Source organism: Arthrobacter sp. D2-10 (assembly GCF_054161285.1).
On record NZ_CP096431.1, the window covers coordinates 2951650 to 2976226 of the forward strand.

The window sequence follows — 24577 nt, forward strand, 5'->3', positions numbered from 1 at the left end:
GCTGTGGCTGCCATGCAGACTCAGGTTCGGCTGATACAAAGCCGGATCAGCGAAGGAACAGGGTTCAGCTGAGGCACGAGAGGGACCAGCGGCAGCCCCCGAAGCAGGAAGCTCCCAGGTATTACGCTCCCGGCGGGAAGCAGGAACAACAGCAGGGCGACGACCATGAACGCGAGAACGCACAGGCCCATCTCGGCGGTGCTGTCGTGGGGAGTCTTGCTGTGCGTCGGGCCGGTACCGTCATGACCGGCATGATCGCTGGGCACCTCCGCCGCCGTTGGCGGTTGCTCCAGCGCCATGGGCGGTTGCTCCAGCGCCTTGGGCGGTTGCTCCGGTGCTGACACGTAGACGGGTGGTGCGTGCAGACCGTGCACCGCCGTCGGGCCATGCCCACCGGCCCAGACGTGCATCGCCAGCAGCCCAATGAGCACGGCCGTCAGGCCGATGAATCCCAGGACGGCACGCGGAACGGCCAGCACACGTCTGGCCGTTCCGCTACGCGGGCGCGTCACCGCAGGCCCGTACACCGTCATTGAATCCGTTCCGGGCTGAGGTCGATCCGGCGCAGCAACTGGGCGTTGAGGGCGACCACCACCGTCGAGACACTCATCAGCACGGCACCCGCCGCGGGCGAGAGAACGATTCCCGCGAACGCCAGCACGCCTGCCGCGAGCGGCACCGCGAGAACGTTGTATCCGGTGGCCCAGACCAGGTTCTGGATCATCTTCCGGTAGCTGGCCCTCGACAGGTCAATCATTGCCAGCACCGACCGCGGATCATTCCCCGCAAGCACAACACCGGCAGACTCCATCGCGACGTCGGTGCCGGCACCGATCGCAATGCCCACTTCCGCGCGGGCGAGCGCAGGGGCGTCATTCACGCCGTCACCCACCATTGCCACCTTCAACCCGCGCGATTGCAGTTCGGCAACCTTCGAGTCCTTGTCCTGCGGCAGCACGTCGGCGAAAACCTCGTCGATGCCCAGCTCGGTTCCGACAGCGTCCGCCACCTGATGCGCATCACCGGTGATCATGGCGACCTTGACGCCGCGATCCTGCAGCGCTGTGACGGCAGCAAGGGACTCGTCGCGGACGCGGTCTTCAAGTCGCAGCGCACCGATAACCCGACCGTCCCGAAGCACGTGCAGCACAGACGCGCCGCGGGCAATCCACTCCTGCACCGCAGAGCTGATCTCGGCCGGCGAGGCCACCCCGAGGTCCCTGAGCAGGTTCGGACCGCCAACAGCCACCTCGGAACCCTCAACGATTGCGCGCACACCACGCCCGGTCATCGAGGAGAAACCTGTCCCCCGGTAACCGAAAGCCGCAGCTTCCGGGCGTTGGGTTGCCGCCTGGACGATTGCCCGCGCGACCGGGTGCTCGCTGTCAGATTCAGCGGCTGCAGCGATTGCGAGGACTTCTGCCTCGCCGAAGTCACCGGCAGCAGCAACAGCAGTGACGGCAGGACGTCCTTCGGTAAGGGTGCCGGTCTTGTCGAAGAGCACCACATCGACGGTCCGCATCCGCTCGAGCGCCATCCGGTCCTTGATGAGGACCCCGCCCTTGGCGGCCCGTTCCGTCGAGATGGCGATCACCAGCGGGATCGCCAGCCCCAAGGCATGGGGGCAGGCAATCACCAACACCGTTACGGTCCGGATCACAGCATCATTCGGACTTCCCAGCAGCAGCCACGCCGCGAACGTCAGTACACCCGCCACGAGGGCGAAGTAGAACAGCAGTGCCGCTGCCCGATCGGCAAGGGCCTGCGCCCTGGACGAGGACGCCTGCGCCTCCGCGACGAGACGCTGAATGCCCGCCAGCGTGGTGTCCGAGCCCACCGCTGTGACCGACACCCGCACCGCGTTGTCCGTCGCCACCGTGCCTGCAACCACCGGTTCACCGGCAGTGCGGGAAACGGTGCGGGACTCACCGGTGATCATCGACTCATCGAACTCCGCCTCACCGTCGACGATCCTGCCGTCGGCGGGCACCCGCGCACCTGACCGGACAAGGACAACGTCGCCGGGGACGAGGGCGCCCACCGGGACGGTCTCTACTCCGTCCGGCGTGAGGCGGTCCGCCTCATCCGGCAACAGCGCCGCAAGCGCGTCGAGGGCGCCCGCAGCCGAGCCGAGTGCGCGCATCTCCATCCAGTGCCCCAGCAGCATGATGACTATCAACAGGGCGAGTTCCCACCAGAAATCGAGATCAAAGTTCCCGATGCCGAGGGTGGTGACCCACGAAGCGGTGAACGCGACGCTGATAGCCATGGCGATCAGAAGCATCATGCCGGGCTCCCGGGACTTCAATTCTGCAATGCCGCCCCTGAGGAACGGAGCTCCGCCGTAAAGAAAGATGACGGTGCCGAGGGCCGGAGAAATCCACGTCGAGCCTGGAAAGTCCGGCACTTCATAGCCCACGATCATCGCGAACATTGGGCTGAACAGGACAACAGGAATAGTGAGAATCAGGCTGATCCGGAACCTGTCGCGGAACATCGCCGTGGAATGCCCGGCGTGCTGGCCGTGGGCATGTACTTCGTGGCCGTCCGGCGCGGCATCCCTGGAATGGTGCGCAAGGTCGTGCTGTGCCGTGGCCGGATCGGCCGGGCTGAAAGTGGAGTGTTTCATGATGATTCTCCCTCGGTCACGGGGAACGCGTCCCCGGCCCTCAAGGTCAGTCGTTGCTGAAGTGGTTGCCGGCCGGCTCAGCTGGTGAATGAACAGCATGAACCGGCTGGGTGAAGGGTGTGACCGTCGAGGTCACGCCCGAGACAAGGTCGATCGCTGGATCGGATGCGGCAGCGTCCTCCGGTGCACAGCAACAGGCGCACCCGGCAGCAGACGTGTCGGTAAGGGTGAGGTTGGAAGAGGTGGTGCCGCGCATGATGATCTCCAAACAAGAAGGAACTATTCGAGGATCGATGACTGCTGCACCAGATGGTCGTCCGCGCCGGCTGCAGCCGTATCGAAAGAGACCTTCAAGGAGTAAGCCGCCCAATGGGCCGGGACTTCCCGCTTCGGTACCACCAAACTATACCCCCCAGGGGTATCTGTCAAGGTCGGAAGTCTCCGACAGGGAAGAAACCAGGTCAGCGGGCGAGCATCAACCGGTCAGCCCGGGGCCCAAGCGTCCGCTCCAGCAGGAGACATGCCGCGCCGACTGCGGCAACATCGTCGCCGATACCGGTGGACACCACTTCCACCGGATGGATGCTTCGTGCCGCGCGGAAGTCCAACAACGACGACGGCACAACCTCGAGGTAGCGGCTCGCCAACGGCGCCCAGAACGGGCCGCCGAACACCACACGGTCAACATCGAGCAGGTTGGCGAGCACGGAGACGGCCCGTGCGGTGCGGACCGCAGCCCGCGTGATGATGTCGCACGCCAGCGTGTTTCCCGCATCGGCAGCGGCGCACAACTGTCGGAGCCCGTCGGCAACATCACCGTTGCGGTGCCGTTCCTCGCTGAGCACTCCGAGCTGCTCTGCTTCCCGCACCAGCGACTGCGGATCACACGTCACGGCGATGCAGCCCCGCATGCCGCATGCGCACTCGGGCCCGTTGGGGTCCGTGACGATATGGCCGATCTCTCCGGCATTCCCTGAGGTTCCGCGCAGCACCTCGCCGTCGACCACGATGCCGCTGCCGATACCGGTGCCGATGTAGATGAAGACAAAACTCTGGGTGCTTTTGTGCCCGCCTCCCCAGATCTCCGCGACGGCCGCCGCAGTCACATCCTTCTCGACGAAGACGGGCATGTCGGTTGCCTCTGCGAGCGCGTCACGCAGCGGAACACGGTGCCAGCCGAGCAGAAGCGGAGGGTCGACGACGGTGCCCGCCGGCTGATCGATCGGCCCAGGAGGTGCCACTCCGATCCCCTCGATACGCGCCGGGTCCACCTCCGACTCGGCCAGCAGTGCATGAACCTCGCCGGCGATGGCGCCGATGATCTCGCCCGGCTGCGTGTTCAGCGGCGTTTCACGCACCCGTCGCCGCACCACCACGCCCATCAGGTCCATCAGCACCACGGTCATCAGCGCCGGGTCGAGATGCACTCCAACGGCATACCGGCCTGACGGGTTGATGCGCAGAATAGTCCGCGGCTTGCCGGGTCCGGTACCGGATTTTCCGGCCTCCACGATGAGGTCCTCGGCCAGCAGCCGCCGGGTGATGTTCGAGACCGCCTGAGGCGAAAGGCCGATCAGGTCAACCAGTTCGACCCTGCTCAAGCCCTCGGCGGAACGACGAATGGCATCGAGAATGACACTCTGGTTGAAATCCCCCATGCGGGGGAGATTGGTGCCACGGCGCACGTGCAAGCCTTTCCATCAGGGCGACTGATGCCTGATCCTACCGCCACTTCTCGGCACAGGACCCGGCACGTGGCTAGACTCGGCAGAACCTGCTAGAAACACAAACGGTCTGGTATTCGAAACAAGGGGACGAGTCTTGAGCGCAACTGGTGAGCTCGATACTGCTGCGGGCGCTGCCCTCGTGGTGGACTCGGATGTCGACCTGCTCAGCGAGATCGCATGTGGTCTGCGCTCGGCCGGTTTTCGGGTTGCCGCACACAGCACGGTCAACGCGGCAATAGAGGCGGCCCGCGAGCGAACGGCTGATGTCGCCGTCGTCGGCGCGGAAATTGCGCTGGAGTACCTGGCGACCATCGCAAAGGAAGCGGACCATCTGCTGCCGCGGACCATCCCGGTGGTGCTGACGGCGAAGTCAGCCGAACAGGTGACATCCCATCCCGAGCTGGCCATGCGTTCCAGCGACTACCTGCTGCTTCCGGTCGACCCGGATGAGCTGCTGCACCGGGTCAACACTGCCATCCACCGCAACCGGCTCCGCGAGGAGCGCCGGCTTGAATCTTCGCTCCTGCGTGACCGGGTGCGGCGCATTTCGGATGAGATCCGCCAGACCAATGAGCCGTCAGAGATGGTCGAGACAGTGCTGAGTGGGGTGGGAGAAGCCCTCGGGGCGGAAGAGGTGACCCTGCACCTTTTCGAGGATGCGCGCATCTCGAGCGGCTCAGCGCGCTGGCAACGAGGTGGCGAGAGCACTGAGCCAACCAACCTCGCCGAACTTCAGGAGGAACTGCGGGTTCTCGGCACCGAGCTGTGGCGGACGTCGGGCTCGCTCGCCGTGGCAGCAGGGCAGCTCGATGAGGTGCCGGCCGAACTTCACCGGATCCACGCCCGCATGGAAGGGTTCTCGCGGAGCGGCCTGCTGCTGCCCATCGGGGAAGGCTCCTCCGTCTTCGGGGTGCTCTGGATCGCCGCCGACCGGGGACGCCGCAAATGGTCCAGCGCAGAAATCGCCCTCCTGCAACACCTGCTGGGCAATCTTGCCCACGGCATGGTCCAGGGCCAGCTGATCATCGGTCAGCAACAGGTGGTGGACCGGCTCCGCGAGCTCGACGCCGCCAAGGACGGCTTTGTGGCGACGGTCCATCACGAACTCCGCACTCCCCTGTCCTCGATCCTCGGGTATATCGAACTGCTCGAGGACGGCGACGGCGGTGAACTGCCCGCGCAGGCCCGGAAGATGCTGCGGATCATTGAACGCAACGGCCAGCGCCTGAGCACTCTGGTGGAAAACGTCCTGGCGCTGTCAGTACTCGACGCCGGCAGCACACTCGCGACATCCCCCATCGACGTGGTGCACCTCATCGATTCGGTGGTCGCGGATTTGTTGCCGCTCAGTGCCACGAAGCGCGTATCCTTCGAGCTTGTTCCAACGGAGACGCCGCACGTTGTCAGCGGAATGTGGGAATTGCTGGAGCGGGTTTTCGTGAACGTGCTGTCCAACGCGGTGAAATTCTCACCCGACGACGGAGTAGTGACCGTGCGCTTTCTGTCCGACGACAGCATGGTGCGCGCATGTATCGAAGACTCTGGGATGGGTATCCCCGCTGACGAACTCCCCCGCCTGCTGGACCGCTTCTATCGGGCGTCCAACTCCGTCTCGGCGGAGATACCGGGCACGGGCCTGGGGCTTTCCATCGCCGCACAGGCCGTCGAACGGCACGGCGGGAAGCTCTCCATCGAGTCCGAGCTCGGTGTGGGAACCAAGGTCACCGTCGAATTGCCGCGCGCATGAACGGGCGCACCCACGCGGTTCGCGGATCGGGAGACTGCGACGGTGACCGAAGGAACGCTACGCTGCTGAACATTCCTCCGGCCACCGTCCGGACGGCAGAAGATTCCACCTCTCAGTGGCTTGTCCCCGGACGAACAAGACCTACCTCTTCAGTGTGGCCCACCAAACTCAAGGAACCGTGCGGCTGGCCATCAAGATTTAGGCAAGACATTTGTATGCCCCGGCTCCCCGTAGGCGCCGTCGTCTGGCAAGGTACTAACTATGGGTACTGAATCTTTCGAGCGCACGGCAGTTGTGGTTGAAGACGATTCAGATATCCGCGAACTCCTGGTCCTGACCCTGTCCATGGTCGGCTTCAACATCATTGAGACGGCCAGCGGGCGTGACGCGCTTGCTCTGGTGCGCGAGCATCGGCCGGACCTTGTCACCCTCGATCTGAACCTGCCGGACCTCGACGGCATGGAGGTCTGCCGTCAGTTGCGTCCGGAGACAGACGCCTACATCGTCATGATCACGGCGCGCGTCGAGGAGATTGAACGCGTGCTGGGCCTGGAGATCGGCGCGGACGATTTCATCGTCAAGCCCTTCAGCCCCCGAGAAGTCAGGGCGCGGGTGGCGGCCATGTTCCGGCGTCCGCGGTCGTTCGTCGACGGTGAGTCGGCCCCGGGTGAGGGGGCCGCAACGACCAAGGCAGCGGAAGCCGACGGTGACGTCGTCGTGCATGGCGCCCTGTCAGTGGATGTCGAGGGGCGGGTAGCCCGGCTCAACGATGAAGAACTGCCGCTGACGAAAATCGAATTCGACCTGCTGGCCACGCTGATCACCGGATCGCGTCGGGTATGGACCCGTGAAACCCTGCTCGAGCGCGTGTGGGGTGAAGGCTGGACCGATGACCACCACCTGGTGGAAGTGCACATCCGGAACCTGCGGAAAAAGCTCGGCGAGGATACCCGGGAGCCACGCTTCATCAAGACCGTGCGCGGCGTCGGCTACCGGATGATGCCGGTCGACTAGAGTCAGCTGCCCGGCTAACGCCGGGTGGGATGGCCCGTCTCGCTGGACTCGGCCAGGTAGCTCAGAAACCGCTCCGACTCGCGGTTGAGCGTCGGCAGGCAGGCGGTGCTGCGGCCGCCCCTCACGTCGGCGAGGCACTGGGCCACGACATACTGCAGGCGGGGTGCGCCGACCATGGTTGATCCGACGTTGAGGCTGAGCAGTGTGGCTACGGCTGCTTCGTGGTTCCTGGATTCCACCTCAGTGGTAAGGGTTGCGATCCGCTGCGGCAGAAGCCGGGCGAAGTTGTCGCGATATCGCAGTGCATCGCTCACTGCGGACAACTCGCTGGCCAACTGCGCAATGACTTCGGGACGGTGCACGGGGAGATTTTCGGGCACCCGGACGGCCGGTCCACGGAGCGGCGCCGCTGCTGCGGAGATCGACCAGTTCAGCTTGCTCTTCAGCCAGGTCACCTCACTCGCTCCAACCCCGTCGAAGAATTTAACCTCCGGACCGGCGAACGGTCCGATCCGGAGGAGCATCAGTCCACTCTGGACCACGGACCTCAAGCCACCAATCGCTTTTGAGCGAAGCTTTCCTCAAGAATGGGACTCCAGGTCATCCGGATCGGGTGCTGTGTTGAACTAGAGTCGTCAGGGAGTTCGGCGAGCGGCAACGGAAGGACTCGTACATGGCCGGCACATCGCCCAAGCGGCCGCCCACCGCACAGGCTTTCGCATTGGCCGAACTGCGCCGCATGATCATCGCCGGCGAAGTCCAGCCAGGAGAACCGCTGCGGCAGGATGCACTTGCTGAGCGGTTGGGCGTCAGCCGCGTGCCGCTGCGTGAGGCGTTCAAGATCCTCGAGGGCGAGGGGCAGATCGTGTACCAGCCGCACCGGGGTTTCAAGGTTGCCCGGCTGTCGCTCGCCGATCTGCTGGAGACCTACCGCATCCGCCAGCTCCTTGAGACCGAGGCCGCCCACGCTGCGATCAAGCGGGCGGACCCTTCGGTGCTGCAGGCCATGAAGGATGCCGCGCGTGAGGTTGAGGCAGCCAGTGCCGCCGCCGATATCCTGCCGATGACCGAAGCCAACCGCCGGTTCCACTTCGCACTGCTCTCTGCATCCGGGATGCCCAGGCTGGACCGGCTCATCCAGGTTCTCTGGGACGCTACCGACACCTACCGGTTCGTGTACTACGGTGTGCCCACCAACCGCCACCGGGTCGAGGAAGAGCACAACCTGATCATCGACGCGTTCGCGGATCGGGATGCCGAGCGGCTCGTCAAACACATGGACGAACACCGCAACCATGCCGTCGACGCGCTGCGCAGGTTCCTCGACGCGAAGTAGCGGGGCGAGCGGGAGATTCGAGCTTCGAAGAGGGTCTTTTCCTGGCGTCAGTAACATGTCACACTCTAATAACACTCCCCACAAACGAAGTTACCTCTGGTAACTTTTAATGTGACACGGCTTACACCGTGGCTCGAATTTGTATACAATCTCCAATAACGCCTCATTCGATGACGAAGCAAAGGGATCACATTTCGTGGAGAACTGGCTAGGACTAGCTGACCGGCGTGTGCTGGTCGCCGGGGCCGGCGGCATCGGTGAAGCCTGCGCCGAGGCATTCGCCTCGGTGGGCGCCCGCGTGGTCGTGGCTGACATCGACGAGTCGCGGCTGGCGGAACATGAGAACGCCATCTCGGCGGACTTCTCGACGGCCGCAGGCTGCGAAGACGCCGTCCGGCAGACGGTCGACGCGCTCGGCGGCATCGACATCCTTCTCCACGCGGTCGGCGTCAATCACCGGGTTCCGGTCCTGGACACTGACGACGACGACTGGCAACGCACCCTGGACGTCAACCTCTCAAGCGCCTTCCGCCTCGGCAAAGCCGCCGGCAAGCACATGGTCCACGCGGGTTGGGGCCGCCAGGTCTACTGCTCCTCGGTCTCGGGCCTCCTCGCGCACCCCGACCACGGCCCGTACGCCGCAAGCAAGGGCGGCATCAACCAGATGATGCGCGTGATGGCCCGCGAGTGGGCACCCCACGGCGTCACCGTCAACGCGATCGCCCCCGGGTACACCGAAACCGACCTGACAAAGGCGCACCTGGACAAGCCCGGAGTGCGTGAGCACTACACGTCCCTCGTTCCGGCCGGAAGGCTGGGCCGCGTCAACGACCTCACCGGCTCCGTCCTCTTCCTCGCCTCCGACCGGGCGTCCTTCATCACCGGACACGTCCTCTACGTGGACGGAGGCCGGACCCTTGTTTGAGTACCCGCTCCTGGTGCCCGGCGGCCTTTCCCTCGAGCAGCAGTCGCTGTACGAAAAGATCACCGCTGGCCCACGCGCCAACGGCCCGTTCATCATCGTGCACGACGACGGCTCCCTCGCCGGCCCCTTCAACGCTCTCCTTTTTGCCCCCGGCATCGGCAACGCGGTGCAGGAACTTGGCGCAGCGCTGCGGTTCCACGGAGCGCTGCCCGACCGCACCCGCGAACTCGTCATCTGCGCCGTCGCCGCCGCGTTGAACTCGGAGTACGAGTGGTACGCGCACAGCAGGGCGGCCGTCGTCGTCGGCGTCTCCGAGGAGGAGCTGGTCCAGCTGCAGGCTGGCACCATACCTACCAGCGCGTCCGAAGGCGAAGCCGCCGCGCTCGAGCTGGCACGGGAACTGATCGCGGAAGCCGGCGTGAGCGAGCACATCCGCTCAAAGGCTCATGAACACTTCGGCCCAAGCGGGCTGACAGAGCTGACGGTCCTCGTGGGGTACTACCGTACCCTCGCGGGACTGCTGGCCGTGGCTGACGTCCGGGCCCCGGCCGAAACCGCTCCAGATCGGGGGCACAGCAGTGACCAGCAATGACAACCAGCACAAACCTCTTCACCGCACCACAACCCATCACATATCAAGGGAGAAACCCATGACCAGCACCACGAACAAGGTTCGCGGACCGCGCATCGTTGCCGCCGCCATCCTTGCACCGGCACTGTTCCTGAGCGCCTGCGGAAGTCCCGTTACTGACGGCGGCGGCGGAGGCGGAGGCGGCGCCGACTCCGGCGAAGGCGGCACCCTGTCCATCGCCACGGGCGGCACCGGCGGCGTCTACTACCCGCTGGGCGGCGGCTTCGCGACCGTCATCCGTGAGAACGTCGAGAACTACGACGCCACGGTTCAGGAGACCAACGCGTCCGTCGACAACATGCTGCTCATCCAGAGCGGCGCCGCGCAGCTCGCCTTCTCGGTGGGCGACGTGGTTGCAGACGCCGTCGAAGGCGTGAACGACTTCGAGAGCGGCGCGCTCGACATCTGCTCGCTCGGCAACATCTACAACAACTACCTGCAGCCCATCTCGGTTGAGGGAACAGGCATCACCACCGTTGAGGAGATGAAGGGCAAGGTCGTCTCGGTGGGCGCCCCGGGTTCGGCTACCGAGGTGGCCGCCCTGCGCACACTCGAAGCCGCCGGTCTCGATCCCGAAGCGGACATCGACCGCCGCCAGCTCGGTGTCGCCGAAACAGTGGCAGCGCTGCGTGACGGCACGATCGACGCCGGTTTCTGGTCGGGCGGCCTGCCCACCGGTGCCCTGATCGACCTCGCGGCCGACGGCGACATGGTCCTCATCCCCATCGGCGAATATGCAGCGCCGATGGCCGAGGAATACGGCGAATACTACGTGGAGGAGGAAATCCCGGCCGACACGTACGAGGGCCAGACCGAGCCCATCTCGGTGATCGCCTCGCCGAACATCCTCGTGGCCGCGACGAGCATGGACGAGCAGCTCCAGCAGGACATCACCACCGCCCTGTTCGAGAACAAGGACCAGCTCATCCAGGTGCACCCCGCCGCGGAGGAGATGGACCCCGCCACCGCCGGTGAGGTTCCGTTCGTCGAGACCTGTCCCGGCGCGCAGGCTTACTTCGACCAGGCCGGCTAAGACCGGAAAACCGGCATGCGTAGGTCAGCCGCCGTCGTCGTTGTTTCGCTGGTGTGCCTCGGCACACTGGCGGGGATCGCCGCGGGGAGCGCCGGGTCACCGGAGCGCGCCCTGACAGTGATGAACGACGACGGCGAGCTGGCCCGCGTGCCCTTGGACGGAGACACCTTCGCGGTGAGCTACCGAAACTCGATCTACCAGACGCTCGCCGAGGAACGCTACGAGGTGCAGCCGGACGGGTCTTACCGCCTGGTCGAGATCGCCGCCGATCAGCTCGCAGTCCTCGAGGAGTACTACGGCGTCCCGGACGCCCCCGCACCGGCCGGCCCCGACGACCGGCGCAACTACGTTGTTCCGCCGAACCCCGACCGTCCGGCGGTCTTTGACACCCTTTCAATCGCTGCCACCGACCTCGGGCAGCGCACCCTGCATGTTCCCGGAGAGCAGCCGCTTGAACTGTGGCAACTCGTGGAGAACGGCGAACCCTTCGTTGTGCTAGATATCAAGGAGACCCAATGACCGAGCGACACGACGGCAAAGGCGCCGCGACAACGCACACGTCACCGCCCACGGATCCACACTCCGAGGCGCAGCACGGTAAAGGCTCCCACCGGGCTGAAACGTCCCACGGCAAAGGTGGCAAGGACGGCAAGGAGACCGAGGAGTTTCAGCCCTCACCCCATCTGGACAAGGATGGCAGCGTAGACGCCATTGATGAAGAGGCGTTGATCGCGGAGTTCGAGGCCGAGAAGCCGGCCCGCCACCTCAGCGGCAAACCCGCCATGATCATCAAGGTGATCGGCGTGGCCCTCTCCGTCTTCGGCCTCTACTGGGTGTTCAATCCCATGGCCACCCAGTTCTACCTGCCGGCGTTCCTGATGATCGGCCTGTCGATGACGTTCCTGGTCTACCGAGGCTGGGGTCGGTCCGACAAGGACAAGGAAGCCGGACGAGCGGACAACCCGCACATTCTCGACTGGGCGCTGGCGATCATCGCCGTCGTCCCCTTCGCCTACATCATCACCGACTGGGACGGCTTCTTCCGCCGCGCGATCATCCCCACCTACCTCGACCTGATCATGGGCACCATCGCCATCCTCGTGGTGCTCGAGGCGTGCCGCCGCACCGTCGGGATACTGGTGCCGATCGTGGTGCTGGGTTTCTTCGCCTACGCCTACTTCGGTCCGTTCATTCCGGATCCGTTCCAGACGTCGTCGTTCGGGTGGGTCCGTCTGGTGGGCCACAACGTGATGGGAACGCAGGGCATCTTCGGTGTGCCGACGGATGTGGCGGCGACGTACATCATCCTGTTCACGATCTACGGCGCCGTGCTGACGGCGTCGGGTGCCACCAAATTCTTCATCGACCTTTCCTTCTCCGCGTTCGGCCAGTCAAAGTCCGGCCCCGGACGAACCGTGACACTGGCGGGCTTCCTGCTCGGTACGGTGTCCGGCTCGGGTGTCGCCACCACGGTGACCCTCGGTGGTATTTCGTGGCCGCTGCTGAAGAAGGCCGGCTACCCTAAGGAACACGGTGGCGGTGTCCTCGCGGCTGCCGGTATCGGTGCGATCATGTCTCCCCCGACGCTCGGCGCCGCGGCGTTCATCATCGCCGCCCTGCTGAACGTCTCCTACCTCCAGGTCCTGATCTGGGCCACCATCCCGACCCTGCTCTACTACCTCGGCATTATTCTCGCCATCGAGATGGACGCCCGGAAGTTCAAGACCAAGCCGGTCGAGTTCGATACCCAGCCTGCCGGCAAGCTGCTGCTCCGCTTCGGATACCACTTCAGCTCCCTGGTGGCGATCGTCGTCTTCATGGCGCTCGGCATGACCCCGTTCCGCGCCGTTGTCTACGCAACAATCCTGGCGTTCGTGCTCAGCTTCCTGGACAAGCAGTCGTGGATGACGCCGAAGCGCATCTGGGACGCGCTGGCCGTCGGTGCCACCGGCGCCCTGTCAGTCATCCCTGTCATGGCCGCCGCGGGCCTGATCGTCGGCATCATGACCCTGACGGGACTCGGCCTGAAGCTGGCGAACATCATCGTCGACTTCGCCGGCGGCTCACTGTTCCTCACGGCGCTGTTCTCCGCTATCTCGGTGATCCTGCTGGGACTCGCGGTGCCGGTGACGGCGAGCTTCATCATTTCCTGGGTGATCATCGGTCCGGCGCTGCAGGACGTCGGTGTTCCCGCGTTCGCCGCCGCGATGTTCATCTTCTACTACTCGGTGCTCAGCGAAGTGTCGCCTCCGACCGCGCTCTCCCCGTTCGCGGCGTCGGCGATCACGGGCGGCAAGCCCATCAAGACGATGTGGCTGACCTGGCGCTACACGCTCTCGGCGTTCCTCGTGCCGTTCATCTTCGTGCTCACAGGTCCGGGCATCGGCCTGCTGATGCAGGGCGGGATCGGCACCATCCTGATGGCGCTGGCCGTTTCGACCGTCGCCGTCGCAGCACTCGCCGTCGCTACAGGCGGCTGGATCCTCGGCCCGGCCAACGTGGTTGAGCGTGTCCTGATCGGCCTCGGCTCGCTGCCGATGCTGGTCATGGAGCCGCTGTACCTGGCGGTGGGCGCGGCGCTGATCGTCGTCGGGCTGGTACTGCACCTCATCCGCAGGAAGCGGCACGCACACGAAGAACCCGCTCCGGCAATCTCAAGAAGCTGATGACCATACCGTCCTCCGGGCGGCCTGTGACCACGCTGTTGCAGGCCGTCTCGGTCACCACCACCGGGGTACTGCCCGCGTTCCTCCTGGGCGCGCTGGCGGTACAGATCCGCGACGACCTCGATCTGGGGCCGGCGCAGATGGGCATCGCAACGGCAACGCTGTTCGCCGTGTCCGGAACCCTGGCGCGCCCGCTGGGCGGCGTGGTTCAGCGTGTCGGTGCCGGCCGGGGTATGGTTTTCTCTGCTTGTCTGGCGACCGTGGCGTTGGCAGGGGCCGGAGTAGCACCATCATTTCCCGTTCTGGTGGCGGCGCTGTTCATCGGCGGCCTTGCCAACGCCATGGCGCAACCCTCGGCGAACCTCGGTATTTCCCGCAGCATCGGCAGCAACCGGTTGGGCCTTGCCTTCGGCGTGAAGCAGTCCTCCATCCCCGCGGCGTCGCTGTTGGGCGGGCTCGCGGTTCCCGGGATCGCGCTGGTGTTCGGTTGGCGATACGCGTTCTTCCTCGGCGCTCTCCTTGCGCTCTCCCTCGCGGTCTGGGCCCTCTTCCGCGGGCAGGCACCCTTAACAACGACGACGGCGGCAGACCACCCGGAAGACCGCGGCACCCCGCGTGCCGGGCTCATTGTTCTCACCATCGGTGCCGGCTTGGCCGCTGCTGCCGCCACCTCCCTTGGCGTATTCCTGGTCGACTCGATGGTGCAGTCAGGAATCGCACCCAGCACCGCGGGATTCCTCTTCGCCGGTGCGGCGGTAGTCGGCCTTGCTATCCGCATTCTCCTCGGCGCGCTGATGGACCGGATGCCGACCCGCAGCCCCTACGTACTGATCGCCAACCTGCTGGTGGCCGGCGTCGTCGGCTATTACATGCTCAGTGTCGGCTCGACCGCGCTGATGGTGATCGGCACACTCCTCGCCTACAGCGCGGGGTGGACCTGGCCGGGGCTGCTGCACTTCGCCGTCGTGCGGGATAACCGGCTGGCGGCCGCCTCGGCGACGGGCGTGGTGCAGACCGGGCTCTCGCTCGGGGCGGCCGGCGGACCGCTGCTCTTCGGGCTGCTGGTCAGCGCCACTTCGTACTCGACCGGCTGGGTGGTGGCCGGCGTCGTAGCGCTGGCGGCAGCCCTGACCTTCCGCATCGGGCGCCGGCTGATCCGCAGGTCGCGGGGAAATCCGGTTCCTACCCTTCGTTCACGGTTCGTACTACCTGTAAAGGAGACTTCATGACAGCCACACGCTATGCGGTGATTGGCGGCGGCATTGTGGGTACCGCCGTCGCGCGCCGGTTGCTTCAGCAGCAGCCGGATGCCAAGGTCACCGTCCTCGAGAAGGAAAATGAGCTTGCCGCGCATCAGACGGGCCGGAACTCCGGCGTCGTGCATGCGGGACTGTATTACACGCCGGGATCGCTGAAGGCGAAGCTGTGCCGGCGGGGTGTGGAGCTGCTGAAGGAGTACTGCGGCGAACGCGGGCTCATCTACGACGAGTGCGGCAAGGTTTTGGTCGCCCGGAACGCGGTGGAGGAATCGCGGCTGGGAGACATCATGACCCGCGCCCGGGCCAATGGAGTCCCGGGTGTGCGGATCATCGACAGGGCTGAGCTTCGGGAACTGGAACCGCACGTGGAAGGTATCGGCGGGCTGCACTCCCCGCACACCGCGATCGTGGACTACGGTGCGGTGACCCGTGCGTTCGCGGAGGACATCGTGGCCGCCGGCGGCACCGTACACACCGGATACGAGGTCACGGGGATCACGCAACGCGGGAACGAGACGCTGGTGACCGGGACGCACAACGGCGCTGACACCTGGGAGATCTTTGACTCGGTGATCATTTGCGCCGGGCTGCATGCGGACCGGGTGGCTGCGTTGGCCGGTGACCAGGAGGACCCGAAGATCGTGCCGTTCCGTGGGGAGTATTACCTGCTGAAGCCGGAGAAGCGGTCGCTCGTGAAGGGCCTGGTGTACCCGGTGCCGGACCCGCGCTACCCGTTCCTCGGCGTGCATCTGACCCCCCGGACCGACGGCGAGGTGATGGTCGGCCCGAACGCTGTGCTGGCGCTGGCCCGCGAGGCGTACGGCTGGGGCACTGTGTCGCCGCGGGACCTGGGCGACGCCGTCGGGTACGCCGGATTCCGGGCTTTCGCGAAGCAGCACTGGCGTACCGGCGCCGTCGAAATGGTGGGCTCGCTGAGCAAGCGCCGCTTCGTGAACGAGGCCCGCAAGTACGTGCCGGAGCTGACCATTGACGACGTCGTTCCCGGGCCGAGCGGGATCCGCGCCCAGGCGCTGGACCGCGACGGCTCGCTGGTGGATGACTTCCGCATCACCCGCCACGGTGCGGTGTTGGCGGTGCGGAATGCACCGTCGCCGGCCGCGACCTCGTCGCTCGCGATTGCCGAACACATCGTTTCGCTCGTACTTGAACAGAACCCTGACAGTGAGGAAGCCGCATGACGCATTTGAAGAAAGGACTGTGGGGCGTACTGGCGACGCCCTTCGCCGGTCCATCATTCGCCGTCGACACCGAGTCGCTGAAACGCGAGGTCGAGCTGTACACGAACATCCCGGCCACGGGCATGGTGGTGCTCGGGGTGTTCGGCGAGGGCGTTTCGCTGGACACCGGTGAGCAGATCCTGACCGTTTCGACCGTCGCGGAGGCCGCCGGGGAGACGCCCCTGGTGGTGGGGCTGTCGGCGCGGAGTACCCAGGTGGCGATCGAGCAGGCCCGCACCGCGGGCGAGGCAGCCGGCTCCAACCTTGCCGCGCTGATGGTTCAGGTGAACACCCCTCAGCCCGACCTTCTGGTGGCGCATTTGACCGCGATCCACGAGGCGACCGGCGCGGACATCGTGCTGCAGGACTACCCCGTGGCCTCGGGAGTGAAGATCAGCACCGCGCAGATCCTCGCCGTCGTCGAGCGTTGCCCGTTCATCGCGGCCGTGAAGTCGGAGGCGCCGCCCACCGCTGTGGCGATCGCCCAGCTCACGGCGAAGACGGACGTGCCGGTGTTCGGTGGGCTCGGCGGCGTCGGCCTGATCGACGAACTCGCCGCCGGCGCCGCGGGCGCCATGACCGGCTTCTCCCACCCGGAGGCGCTGCAGCTTGCCATCACCGCGAACGACGACGGCGGCTTCCGCGCCGCCCGCGACGCCTTCGCGCCGTGGTTGCCGCTGGCGAACTTCGAGGGCCAGCCGGCGATCGGCCTCGCGCTGCGCAAGGAGATCCTTCTGAGGCGCGGAATTATTTCCGAAGCTCTGGTCCGCCCGCCGTCGCCCACGCTGCCGCCGGAACTGGCCGACATGATCGACGCACACCTCGACGCTGTAAAGGAGCTTGCCTGATGGACATGGGTCTCAAGGGAAAGAACGTACTGGTGCCGGGATCGAGCTCCGGGATCGGACTGGCCATCGCCCAGGCGCTGGCCGACGAGGGCGCCAACGTGGTGCTCGCCGCCCGCCGCGAGGACGTGGTGCAGGCTGAGGCTGCCAAGCTGCCGTCCGCCGTCGGGCTCGGTATGGACCTTACCGAGGAGGGCGCGCCGGAGAAGCTGGTGCAGGAGGCGGAGAAGGCGTTCGGCCCGATCGACGTGCTGATCCTCAACAGCGGCGGCCCGCCCCCGGGTGGTGCGGCTGATGTTTCCGACGAGCAGGCGCTGGCCGCCGTGCACCAGTTGCTGCTGCAGCACATCCGGCTTACCAACCTGGTGCTGCCCGGGATGCGCGAGCGCGGTTGGGGGCGGATTGTCGCCGTCGGGTCCTCCGGGGTGCAGAGTCCGCTGCCGAACCTGGCGCTGTCGAATATCGGCCGTGCCGGGCTCGCGGGGTACCTGAAGACGCTCGCCAACGAGGTGGCTGCCGACGGGATCACCGTGAACATGGTGCTGCCCGGCCGGATCGATACGGACCGGGTGGCGTCGCTGGACGCGGCAGCAGCCAAGCGCACCGGCAAGACCACGGAGGAAGCCCGTGCCTCCTCCGAGGCGACCATCCCCGCAGGCCGGTACGGCAAGCCGGAGGAGTTCGGCGCCGTCGTCGCTTTCCTTGCGAGCGAGCCGGCAGCGTACGTCACCGGTGAGCAGATCCGCTGCGACGGCGGCCTGGTCCGTTCCTATTAGCCCCGTTCCTACTACCTGAACACCAGTCTGGGAGACACCATGAATCACACCTTGCACCTTTGCTCGATCCGAATGGGCGCGGACGAGCTGGCTGCTGTTGTACACCCGCAACGCGGAGTCGCGCTGGTCCAGGACCTGATACCCGGCTTTCACGGTGACATCCGGGACGTCCTGGTTGAGGAGCTAATTGACCAGCTGGAGGCGGCAGCAAACGCGGCCGACGGCGGCACCTTCCGGGACCCCTCCGAGGTCACCTACGGCGCCCCGTACCGGCACCCGCGGATGCTGTGGGGCATTGGGCTGAACTATGTGGAGCACGCATCGGACCTGTCCGAGGGTGTGCCGGAGGAACCGGCGTCGTTCATCAAGGGCGACCACACCATCATCGGGCCCGGGGAGGACATTCCCGTCCCGTCGCAGAGCGAGCGGACCACCGCGGAGGGGGAAGTCGCCGTCGTCATCGGGCGGTACTGCCGCAACGTGGAGGTGGAGGAGGCGCTGGACTATGTGGCCGGCGTCGTGCCCGTGCTGGATCAGACGGCGGAGGACATCCTGCAGCGGAATCCCCGATTCCTGACGCGGTCCAAGAACTTCCCCGGGTTCTTCTCGTTCGGGCCGCGGATTGTGCCGCTGGCCGAGGCCGTGGGTGACGGGATGCTCGTGGATATGGAGGTGTCCACAGTGGTGAACGGCGAGGTGCTGCGGACCAATACGGTGGCGCACATGCGGTACAGCCCGGAGTACCTGATCAGTTTCCACTCCAAGGTGATGCCGCTGTACCCCGGCGACATCATCTCCACCGGCACACCGGGCGCGATCCACATCAAGCCCGGCGATGTCGCGGAGGCCCGGGTGGCCCGAGTGGGCATCCTGACCAACCCAGTGGTTGCGGGGACCTGAGTTTCAACGAGCACCACGCACCACCCAGCACCACCATCGAGTGGGCGCTGAGAACGGGTTCCCGCCCGGAATCTCGCAGCCAGCGCCCACTCGATGCACCAAAAGTAAGGAGATGACGATGGGCACATCAGGAGCAGGACCGCTCGAGGGAATCCGGGTCGCCGACTTTTCCCGTGTGCTCGCGGGGCCGTATGCGTCGATGATGCTTGCCGATTTCGGGGCGGACGTCATCAAGGTGGAGAGCCCGGCCGGGGATGACACCCGGTCCTGGACGCCGCCGGTCGATGAGCACGGCGTCGGCACGTACTTCTCGAGCGTGAACCGGAACAAGCGCTCGGTAGTGTGTGACCTGCGGACTGACGAGGGGCTCGCGCGGGCGCGGGAGCTGGCGCTGAGTTCCGACGTCGTCATCGAGAATTTCCGGCCGGGCGTGATGAAGAAGTTCGGGCTGGATTATAAGAGCCTCCACGATTCAAAGCCGGAGCTCATCTACTGCTCCATCACCGGATTCGGTGCGACGGCGGGGGCCCACCTTCCGGGGTATGACCTGCTGGTGCAGGCCGTCGGCGGATTGATGAGCGTGACCGGGTCGCTTGATTCCGAGCCGAGTAAGGTGGGCGTCGCCCTGGTGGACGTGCTGACCGGGCAGAACGCCGTCGTCGGGATTTTGGCTGCTCTTCGGCACCGGGATGCGTCCGGGGTGGGGCAGCGGATTGACGTGAACCTGCTGTCGTCGCTGCTGGCGGGGCTGGTGAATCAGGCGTCGAGCACGCTAGCCACCGGCGAGGCGCCGCAGCGGATGGGAAACGCGCATCCGTCGATCGCGCCGTACGAGACACTTGCCACCGCCGACGGGCCGCTCGCCGTTGCCGTCGGGACGGACCGGCAGTTCGCGTCGCTGGTGCGGATCCTTGGGGTGCCTGAGATGTCTTCCGATCCGCGCTTCGAGACCAACACCCAGCGGGTCGCCCACCGCGACGAGTTAAAGGCGCTGCTCGAGGAGCAGCTTGCCAAGCGGCCCGCGGCTGAGTGGTCCGCCGTCCTGTCCAAGGAGGGCGTCCCGGCCGGGAAGGTGAACTCCATTGTGGAGGCGCTGGAACTGGCCGAGCAGCTGGGACTTGATCCCGCCGTCGAAATGGCCGACGACGACGGCCCGCGCACTAGCCACCAGGTCGCCAATCCGATTCACCTGTCCGAAACGCCCGCCAGCTACCGGCGCCTGCCGCCGCTGCTCGGTGAGCATAACGATGCGACGTTCGCGTCGCTTTCCGCCGCTACCTCCACTGTTTCGGCCTCTGATTCAACCTTCACTCCGACGGGAAAGTAAGAACCATGACTGTTGACCTTCTGTCCATCGACTCGCTCCTCTCCCAGGAGGAGCTCGCGCTGCGTGAGTCCGTCCGCTCGTTTGTGGACACCGAGATCAAGCCGAACATCGCCGGGTGGTACGACAACGCGGTGTTCCCGCTGGAGATCGTGCCCAAGATGGCCGAGCTGGGCGTCCTCGGCATGCACATTAAGGGGTACGGCTGCCCCGGCCGCAGCTCGGTGGAGTATGGGCTCGCGGCAATGGAACTCGAGGCGGGAGACTCGGGGCTGCGGACCTTCGTGAGTGTGCAGGGGTCGCTGGCGATGAGCGCCTTGGCCAAGCACGGCTCCGAGGAGCAGAAGAACGAGTGGCTGCCGCGGATGGCGAAGGGCGAGGTGATTGGCTGCTTCGGGCTGACGGAGCCTGGTTCGGGTTCTGATCCCGGGTCGATGATCACGAACGCTAAGCGCGATGGGTCCGACTGGGTGCTCAACGGCGCCAAGCGCTGGATCGGGCTGGCAACAGTCGCGCAGGTTGCGATCATCTGGGCCATGACCGACGACGGCGTCCGCGGCTTTGTGGTGCCGACCGATACAGCGGGGTTCACGGCGACCGCGATTACGCAGAAGCTGTCGATGCGGGCGTCGATTCAGTGCGACATCACGCTCGAAGACGTGCGGCTGCCGGACTCTGCAATGCTGCCGAAGGCTAAGGGGTTGCGTGGGCCGTTCGAGTGCCTGAACGAGGCGCGGTACGGCATCATCTGGGGTGCGATGGGTGCTGCGCGGGATAGCTATGAGGCGGCGCTGAATTACTCGAAGGAGCGCCTGCAGTTCGGCAAGCCGCTGTCCGGGTACCAGCTGACGCAGCAGAAGCTCGTGAACATGGCGCTGGAGATCAACAAGGGCATGCTGCTGGCGCTGCAGGTCGGCCGGTTGAAAGACGCCGGGACGCTTGAGCCGTACCAGATTTCGGTGGGCAAACTGAACAACTGTCGAGAGGCGATCGAGATCTGCCGGGAGGCCCGGGCGATGCTCGGCGGCAATGGGATCACGCTGGACTACTCGCCGCTGCGTCACGCGAACAACCTGGAGAGCGTGCGCACGTACGAGGGCACCGACGAGGTCCACACCCTGATCCTGGGCAACCACATCACAGGGACGTCTGCGTTCCGGTGAGTGACTCCTCCTCCCCCTCACCTGAACCCACCGGCCTCCGCCGCGGCCTCACCAGCTACGGCGACGCCGAGTTCTCGTTGTTCCTCCGAAAGGCGTTCATCAAGGGCGCCGGGTATTCGGACGATGCGCTGGACCGGACCGTCGTCGGGATCGTGAACACCGGCAGCGGCTACAACCCGTGCCACGGCAACATGCCGGCGCTGGTCGAGGCCGTGAAGCGCGGCGTCATGCTCGCCGGTGGGCTTCCGGTGGAGTTCCCGACCATCTCGGTGCACGAGAGCTTCTCCTCCCCCACCAGCATGTTCCTGCGGAACCTGATGTCGATGGATACCGAGGAGATGATCCGCGCGCAGCCGATGGACGCCGTCGTGCTCATCGGCGGGTGTGACAAGACGGTGCCGGCGCAACTGATGGGTGCGGCGTCGGCCGGTGTGCCGGCGATTTCGCTGGTCACCGGGTCGATGCTCACCGGCGGGTACCGGGGCGAGCGGGTCGGTGCGTGCACGGACTGCCGGGCGTTCTGGGGCAAGTTCCGTGCGCAGGAGATTTCAAAACCAGAGATCGACGACGTGAACTCGCGCCTGGTGGGCAGCGTCGGCACCTGCTCAGTGATGGGGACGGCGAGCACCATGGCGTGCATCGCCGAGGCGATGGGGATTGCGCTGCCGGGGTCTGCTTCTGCCCCTGCGGTAACGGCGGATCGGGTGCGGATTGCTGAACGGACCGGGACTCAGGCTGTTGCGTTGGCTACTGCTGGCGTTGCACCGTCGTCGATCCTGACGCCCGCTGCTTTTGAGAACGGGCTGCGGATGCTGCTGGCGATCGGTGGGTCGACGAACGCGATCATTCATCTGACCGCTGTGGCTGGACGGCTCGGGATCAAGTTGTCGCTTGATGATCTGGACCGAATGAGTGCGGAGACGCCGGTGCTGGTGGACCTGAAGCCGTCAGGCAAGTACTACATGGAGGACTTCCACCGTGCCGGCGGTGTGCCTGCCGTGCTGCGCGAGCTCGGTTCGCTAATCAACCGCGATGTGCTCACCGTGACCGGCCGGACGCTGGGAGAAGAGATCGACGACGCCGGTCCGGGCTTCCCACAGGACATCATCCGACCGCTATCAGACCCAATCTATCCGCAGGGCAGCCTGGCAGTGTTACGTGGGAACCTCGCGCCCGGTGGGGCGATCATCAAACAGGCGGCGGTGTCTCCTGCGTTGCTCGAGCATTCTGGGCCCGCGGTGGTATTCGAGAACGCCGCGGACCTGGCTGCGCGGATCGATGATCCCTCGCTCGATGTCACAGCTGATTCCGTTCTGGTGCTGCGGAACATCGGGCCCGTAGGCAACCCGGGCATGCCTGAGGCCGGCTACCTACCGATCCCGAAGAAGCTCGCATCCCAGGGTGTGAAGGACATGGTGCGGATCTCGGACGGCCGGATGTCCGGCACCGCGGCCGGTGCTGTAGTGCTGCACGTGACGCCGGAGTCCGCGGTGGGCGGGCCGCTGCGCCTCGTGCGCACCGGCGACACGGTCACGCTGAGTGTAAGCCGGCGGCTGGTGCAGCTTGAGGTGTCGGACGAGGAACTAGCGCGGCGTGAGGCGGAACTTGGGCCTGCTTCGCCGACGGTTCCCGATCGTGGCTACCGCCGCCTCTACGTGCAAGAGGTAACCCAAGCGGACAAGGGCTGTGACTTCCGCTTCCTTCAAACTTCGGCGAAATCGCGCAGGAGTTGTTGACGTCGAATCGATCTTGCCCTACCCTGGGCACTTTTTGAGTTGACGTAATACCCCGTCTTTTCAGGAGTTAGACAAAGTGCAGTGAAGATAGCCATCCCACTTCGGCTCATACACACAGCCGCCAGGCAAAGCATTCGGTGCGGACCTTCGGCACCTCCCGGGCCGACGCCAGCGCCGGCAGTACTCCGGGCTCGAGCGGCACGCTCTCCATCGACCCATTATTGCCCTCGAACTAGGCTGTGCACGGCCACCGCTCGCTTGAGGTGAGATTCCCAATGTTGGTGACGTGGTGGGTGTGTGCAGGCGGTCAGGCTTGGTTCCTGCTGTCCAGGTCTGTGCGGGACAAGCAGCGGAGCGTGGGGGAGCTTGTGCCGTGCACGGGTGGGCAGGAGGCAGAAGAACGCTGGAAAAGCGTAAACGTGTTGTCTTGCCGCAGGGGATCCTCAACGGGGCCGCGCACGACGCGCTCGGGCACATCCACGACCGGACGCCGGTCATCATCCGGGACTGGCAGGAGCGAACTGGTGTGCCGCGAGGCGTGCCAGCTGAGTGTGTTGGAAAGTTGTAGGCGCCTAAACTGACAACATCTGGCCGAGCCCTTCAGAACCGAGATCACCGTTGGCAGGCCTCGTCGTGTACTTCATCGCGCGGGTTTTGCGGGCATTCCGTCTTGAAAACCGGCTCGGGCGGCTCTTAGTTCGTGTCTAGTCTCACGGGTTGTAGCATCAGCAGCGCTGTGCGCTGCGGGTCGAACCCTGCGGCGTGCCCGCCGGTTGTGCTTGCCTTGGTTTCACTCATGATCACCTCCCAACATTCGGTTATCCGTTATGCATCGGTGCTTTTCACGCGCCTTGACCGGCCATCTGCATGAGCCCGCCGTCCATCACGTAGGTGGCTCCTGTTACGTAGTCGCCGTCGGGGGAGGCCAGGAAGACGGCGAGCCGGCCTATCTCTTCGGGTTGCGCGGCGCGCTTGAGGGGAATGGTTTTGACCTGCTCCTTCAGGTACTCGGGGTCATCGATGGCCTTCTGGTTGAACGGCGTGAGCACCATTCCGGGCGCGATGTTGTTTGCCGTCATGCCCAGCTCGGAGATTTCCAGGACGAGCGTGCGGGTGAGGTTCCGCAGGGCACCCTTGGAACAGTCGTAGTCTGCGGCGCCGGCGCGGGGTTGTTCCTCGTGCACGGAGGTGGTGTTGATGATCTTCCCACCCCCGCCCTGCTGCTTTCGATGGTTGATGAAGTGCTTGCAGCAGATCAGCTGGCCGATGAGGTTGCTGCGCAGCGTGCGCTCAAAGTCCGCGATATCGAGGTCGGCGACGTAGGTTCCGGAAGCGTCGGCGCTGGCGTTGTTCATCAGGATGTCCACCCGCCCGAATGCCTCGAACGCCGCCGCAAACATCTCTTTCACCTGTTCCTCGTCACCGTGGTCGCCTTCAACGATGATTGCCCTGCGGCCGTGCGATTCAACTTGCTCCCGCGTGGACTCTGCACCGTCGCGGTCGTGGAGGTAGTGGACGACGACGTTGGCCCCTTCCCGCGCGAATTCGACGGCCGTGGCCTGCCCGATTCCTGAATCCGACCCCGTAATGAAGGCGACCTTGTCCTGCAGCTTTCCCATGATTCTTCC

Annotated in this window: 22 protein-coding genes; 16 read left to right on the forward strand and 6 right to left on the reverse strand. The window is 65.5% G+C overall.

The features are described 5' to 3' along the window. Window positions 1–20: 20 nt before the first annotated feature. The 4 genes from M1D74_RS13850 to M1D74_RS13865 all read right to left on the reverse strand — a co-directional run bounded on the left by M1D74_RS13850 (window position 21) and on the right by M1D74_RS13865 (window position 4287). Window positions 21–512 (reverse strand): hypothetical protein, encoded by a 492-nt coding sequence (locus M1D74_RS13850; protein WP_458115643.1) that lies wholly within the window; start codon window positions 510–512, stop codon window positions 21–23. 17 nt (window positions 513–529) lie between these two features. After that, entirely contained in the window at window positions 530–2629 is a 2100-nt protein-coding gene (locus tag M1D74_RS13855) for a heavy metal translocating P-type ATPase (protein WP_458115644.1), read from the reverse strand. Between the two features lie 46 nt (window positions 2630–2675). Beyond that, window positions 2676–2885: a hypothetical protein gene (locus M1D74_RS13860; RefSeq protein ID WP_309072478.1), complete on the reverse strand. Its 210-nt coding sequence runs from the start codon at window positions 2883–2885 to the stop codon at window positions 2676–2678. 205 nt (window positions 2886–3090) lie between these two features. After that, complete coding sequence (locus M1D74_RS13865; RefSeq protein WP_458115645.1) at window positions 3091–4287, reverse strand: ROK family transcriptional regulator; 1197 nt, start codon at window positions 4285–4287, stop codon at window positions 3091–3093. Between the two features lie 163 nt (window positions 4288–4450). Here M1D74_RS13865 and M1D74_RS13870 point away from each other — a divergent pair, with 163 nt between their 5' ends. After that, the gene (locus tag M1D74_RS13870) at window positions 4451–6103 is read left to right on the forward strand and encodes an ATP-binding protein (RefSeq protein WP_458115646.1); all 1653 of its coding nucleotides are present in this window, start codon (window positions 4451–4453) and stop codon (window positions 6101–6103) included. A gap of 261 nt (window positions 6104–6364) precedes the next feature. Next, window positions 6365–7117 (forward strand): response regulator transcription factor, encoded by a 753-nt coding sequence (locus tag M1D74_RS13875; protein ID WP_309072604.1) that lies wholly within the window; start codon window positions 6365–6367, stop codon window positions 7115–7117. Window positions 7118–7131: 14 nt separating this feature from the next. Here the strand turns inward: M1D74_RS13875 and M1D74_RS13880 are convergent, their stop codons facing one another. Next, window positions 7132–7641, reverse strand: coding sequence for a hypothetical protein (locus M1D74_RS13880; protein WP_458115647.1), 510 nt, complete (start codon window positions 7639–7641; stop codon window positions 7132–7134). A 149-nt stretch (window positions 7642–7790) separates the two neighbouring features. On the opposite strand from M1D74_RS13880, the gene M1D74_RS13885 reads away from it, so the two are divergent. The 14 genes from M1D74_RS13885 to M1D74_RS13950 all read left to right on the forward strand — a co-directional run bounded on the left by M1D74_RS13885 (window position 7791) and on the right by M1D74_RS13950 (window position 22949). Then, the gene (locus tag M1D74_RS13885) at window positions 7791–8453 is read left to right on the forward strand and encodes a GntR family transcriptional regulator (protein ID WP_309124344.1); all 663 of its coding nucleotides are present in this window, start codon (window positions 7791–7793) and stop codon (window positions 8451–8453) included. A 196-nt stretch (window positions 8454–8649) separates the two neighbouring features. Further along, window positions 8650–9378, forward strand: coding sequence for an SDR family NAD(P)-dependent oxidoreductase (locus M1D74_RS13890; RefSeq protein ID WP_458115648.1), 729 nt, complete (start codon window positions 8650–8652; stop codon window positions 9376–9378). Further along, window positions 9371–9970 carry a carboxymuconolactone decarboxylase family protein gene (locus tag M1D74_RS13895; protein WP_458115649.1) on the forward strand — a complete coding sequence of 200 codons (600 nt, stop codon included), beginning with the start codon at window positions 9371–9373 and terminating at the stop codon, window positions 9968–9970. The genes M1D74_RS13890 and M1D74_RS13895 overlap by 8 nt, the downstream gene beginning before the upstream one ends. 58 nt (window positions 9971–10028) lie before the next feature. Beyond that, complete coding sequence (locus tag M1D74_RS13900; protein ID WP_309072808.1) at window positions 10029–11042, forward strand: TAXI family TRAP transporter solute-binding subunit; 1014 nt, start codon at window positions 10029–10031, stop codon at window positions 11040–11042. Between the two features lie 15 nt (window positions 11043–11057). Then, window positions 11058–11561, forward strand: a complete 504-nt coding sequence (locus M1D74_RS13905; protein ID WP_458115650.1) for a hypothetical protein — start codon at window positions 11058–11060, stop codon at window positions 11559–11561. Continuing rightward, window positions 11558–13708 carry a TRAP transporter permease gene (locus tag M1D74_RS13910; protein ID WP_458115651.1) on the forward strand — a complete coding sequence of 717 codons (2151 nt, stop codon included), beginning with the start codon at window positions 11558–11560 and terminating at the stop codon, window positions 13706–13708. Before M1D74_RS13905 ends, M1D74_RS13910 begins: the two co-directional genes overlap by 4 nt. Continuing rightward, on the forward strand, window positions 13708–14937 hold the full coding sequence (locus M1D74_RS13915; RefSeq protein ID WP_458115652.1) for an MFS transporter: 1230 nt from the start codon (window positions 13708–13710) through the stop codon (window positions 14935–14937). The genes M1D74_RS13910 and M1D74_RS13915 overlap by 1 nt, the downstream gene beginning before the upstream one ends. Then, window positions 14934–16166, forward strand: a complete 1233-nt coding sequence (gene lhgO, locus M1D74_RS13920; RefSeq protein WP_458115653.1) for an L-2-hydroxyglutarate oxidase — start codon at window positions 14934–14936, stop codon at window positions 16164–16166. The genes M1D74_RS13915 and lhgO overlap by 4 nt, the downstream gene beginning before the upstream one ends. Further along, window positions 16163–17053, forward strand: a complete 891-nt coding sequence (locus M1D74_RS13925; protein ID WP_458115654.1) for a dihydrodipicolinate synthase family protein — start codon at window positions 16163–16165, stop codon at window positions 17051–17053. The genes lhgO and M1D74_RS13925 overlap by 4 nt, the downstream gene beginning before the upstream one ends. Continuing rightward, window positions 17053–17826, forward strand: coding sequence for an SDR family oxidoreductase (locus M1D74_RS13930; RefSeq protein WP_458115655.1), 774 nt, complete (start codon window positions 17053–17055; stop codon window positions 17824–17826). Before M1D74_RS13925 ends, M1D74_RS13930 begins: the two co-directional genes overlap by 1 nt. 39 nt (window positions 17827–17865) lie before the next feature. Then, a complete protein-coding gene (locus M1D74_RS13935; protein ID WP_458115656.1) occupies window positions 17866–18726 on the forward strand; it encodes a fumarylacetoacetate hydrolase family protein in 861 nt (286 codons plus the stop codon). 118 nt (window positions 18727–18844) lie between these two features. Further along, a complete protein-coding gene (locus tag M1D74_RS13940) occupies window positions 18845–20053 on the forward strand; it encodes a CaiB/BaiF CoA transferase family protein (protein WP_458115657.1) in 1209 nt (402 codons plus the stop codon). A 5-nt stretch (window positions 20054–20058) separates the two neighbouring features. Beyond that, entirely contained in the window at window positions 20059–21213 is a 1155-nt protein-coding gene (locus M1D74_RS13945) for an acyl-CoA dehydrogenase family protein (RefSeq protein WP_458115658.1), read from the forward strand. Beyond that, a complete protein-coding gene (locus M1D74_RS13950) occupies window positions 21210–22949 on the forward strand; it encodes an IlvD/Edd family dehydratase (protein WP_458115659.1) in 1740 nt (579 codons plus the stop codon). The genes M1D74_RS13945 and M1D74_RS13950 overlap by 4 nt, the downstream gene beginning before the upstream one ends. A gap of 842 nt (window positions 22950–23791) precedes the next feature. Here the strand turns inward: M1D74_RS13950 and M1D74_RS13955 are convergent. Further along, the gene (locus tag M1D74_RS13955; RefSeq protein ID WP_458115660.1) at window positions 23792–24568 is read right to left on the reverse strand and encodes an SDR family NAD(P)-dependent oxidoreductase; all 777 of its coding nucleotides are present in this window, start codon (window positions 24566–24568) and stop codon (window positions 23792–23794) included. Window positions 24569–24577: the final 9 nt, after the last annotated feature.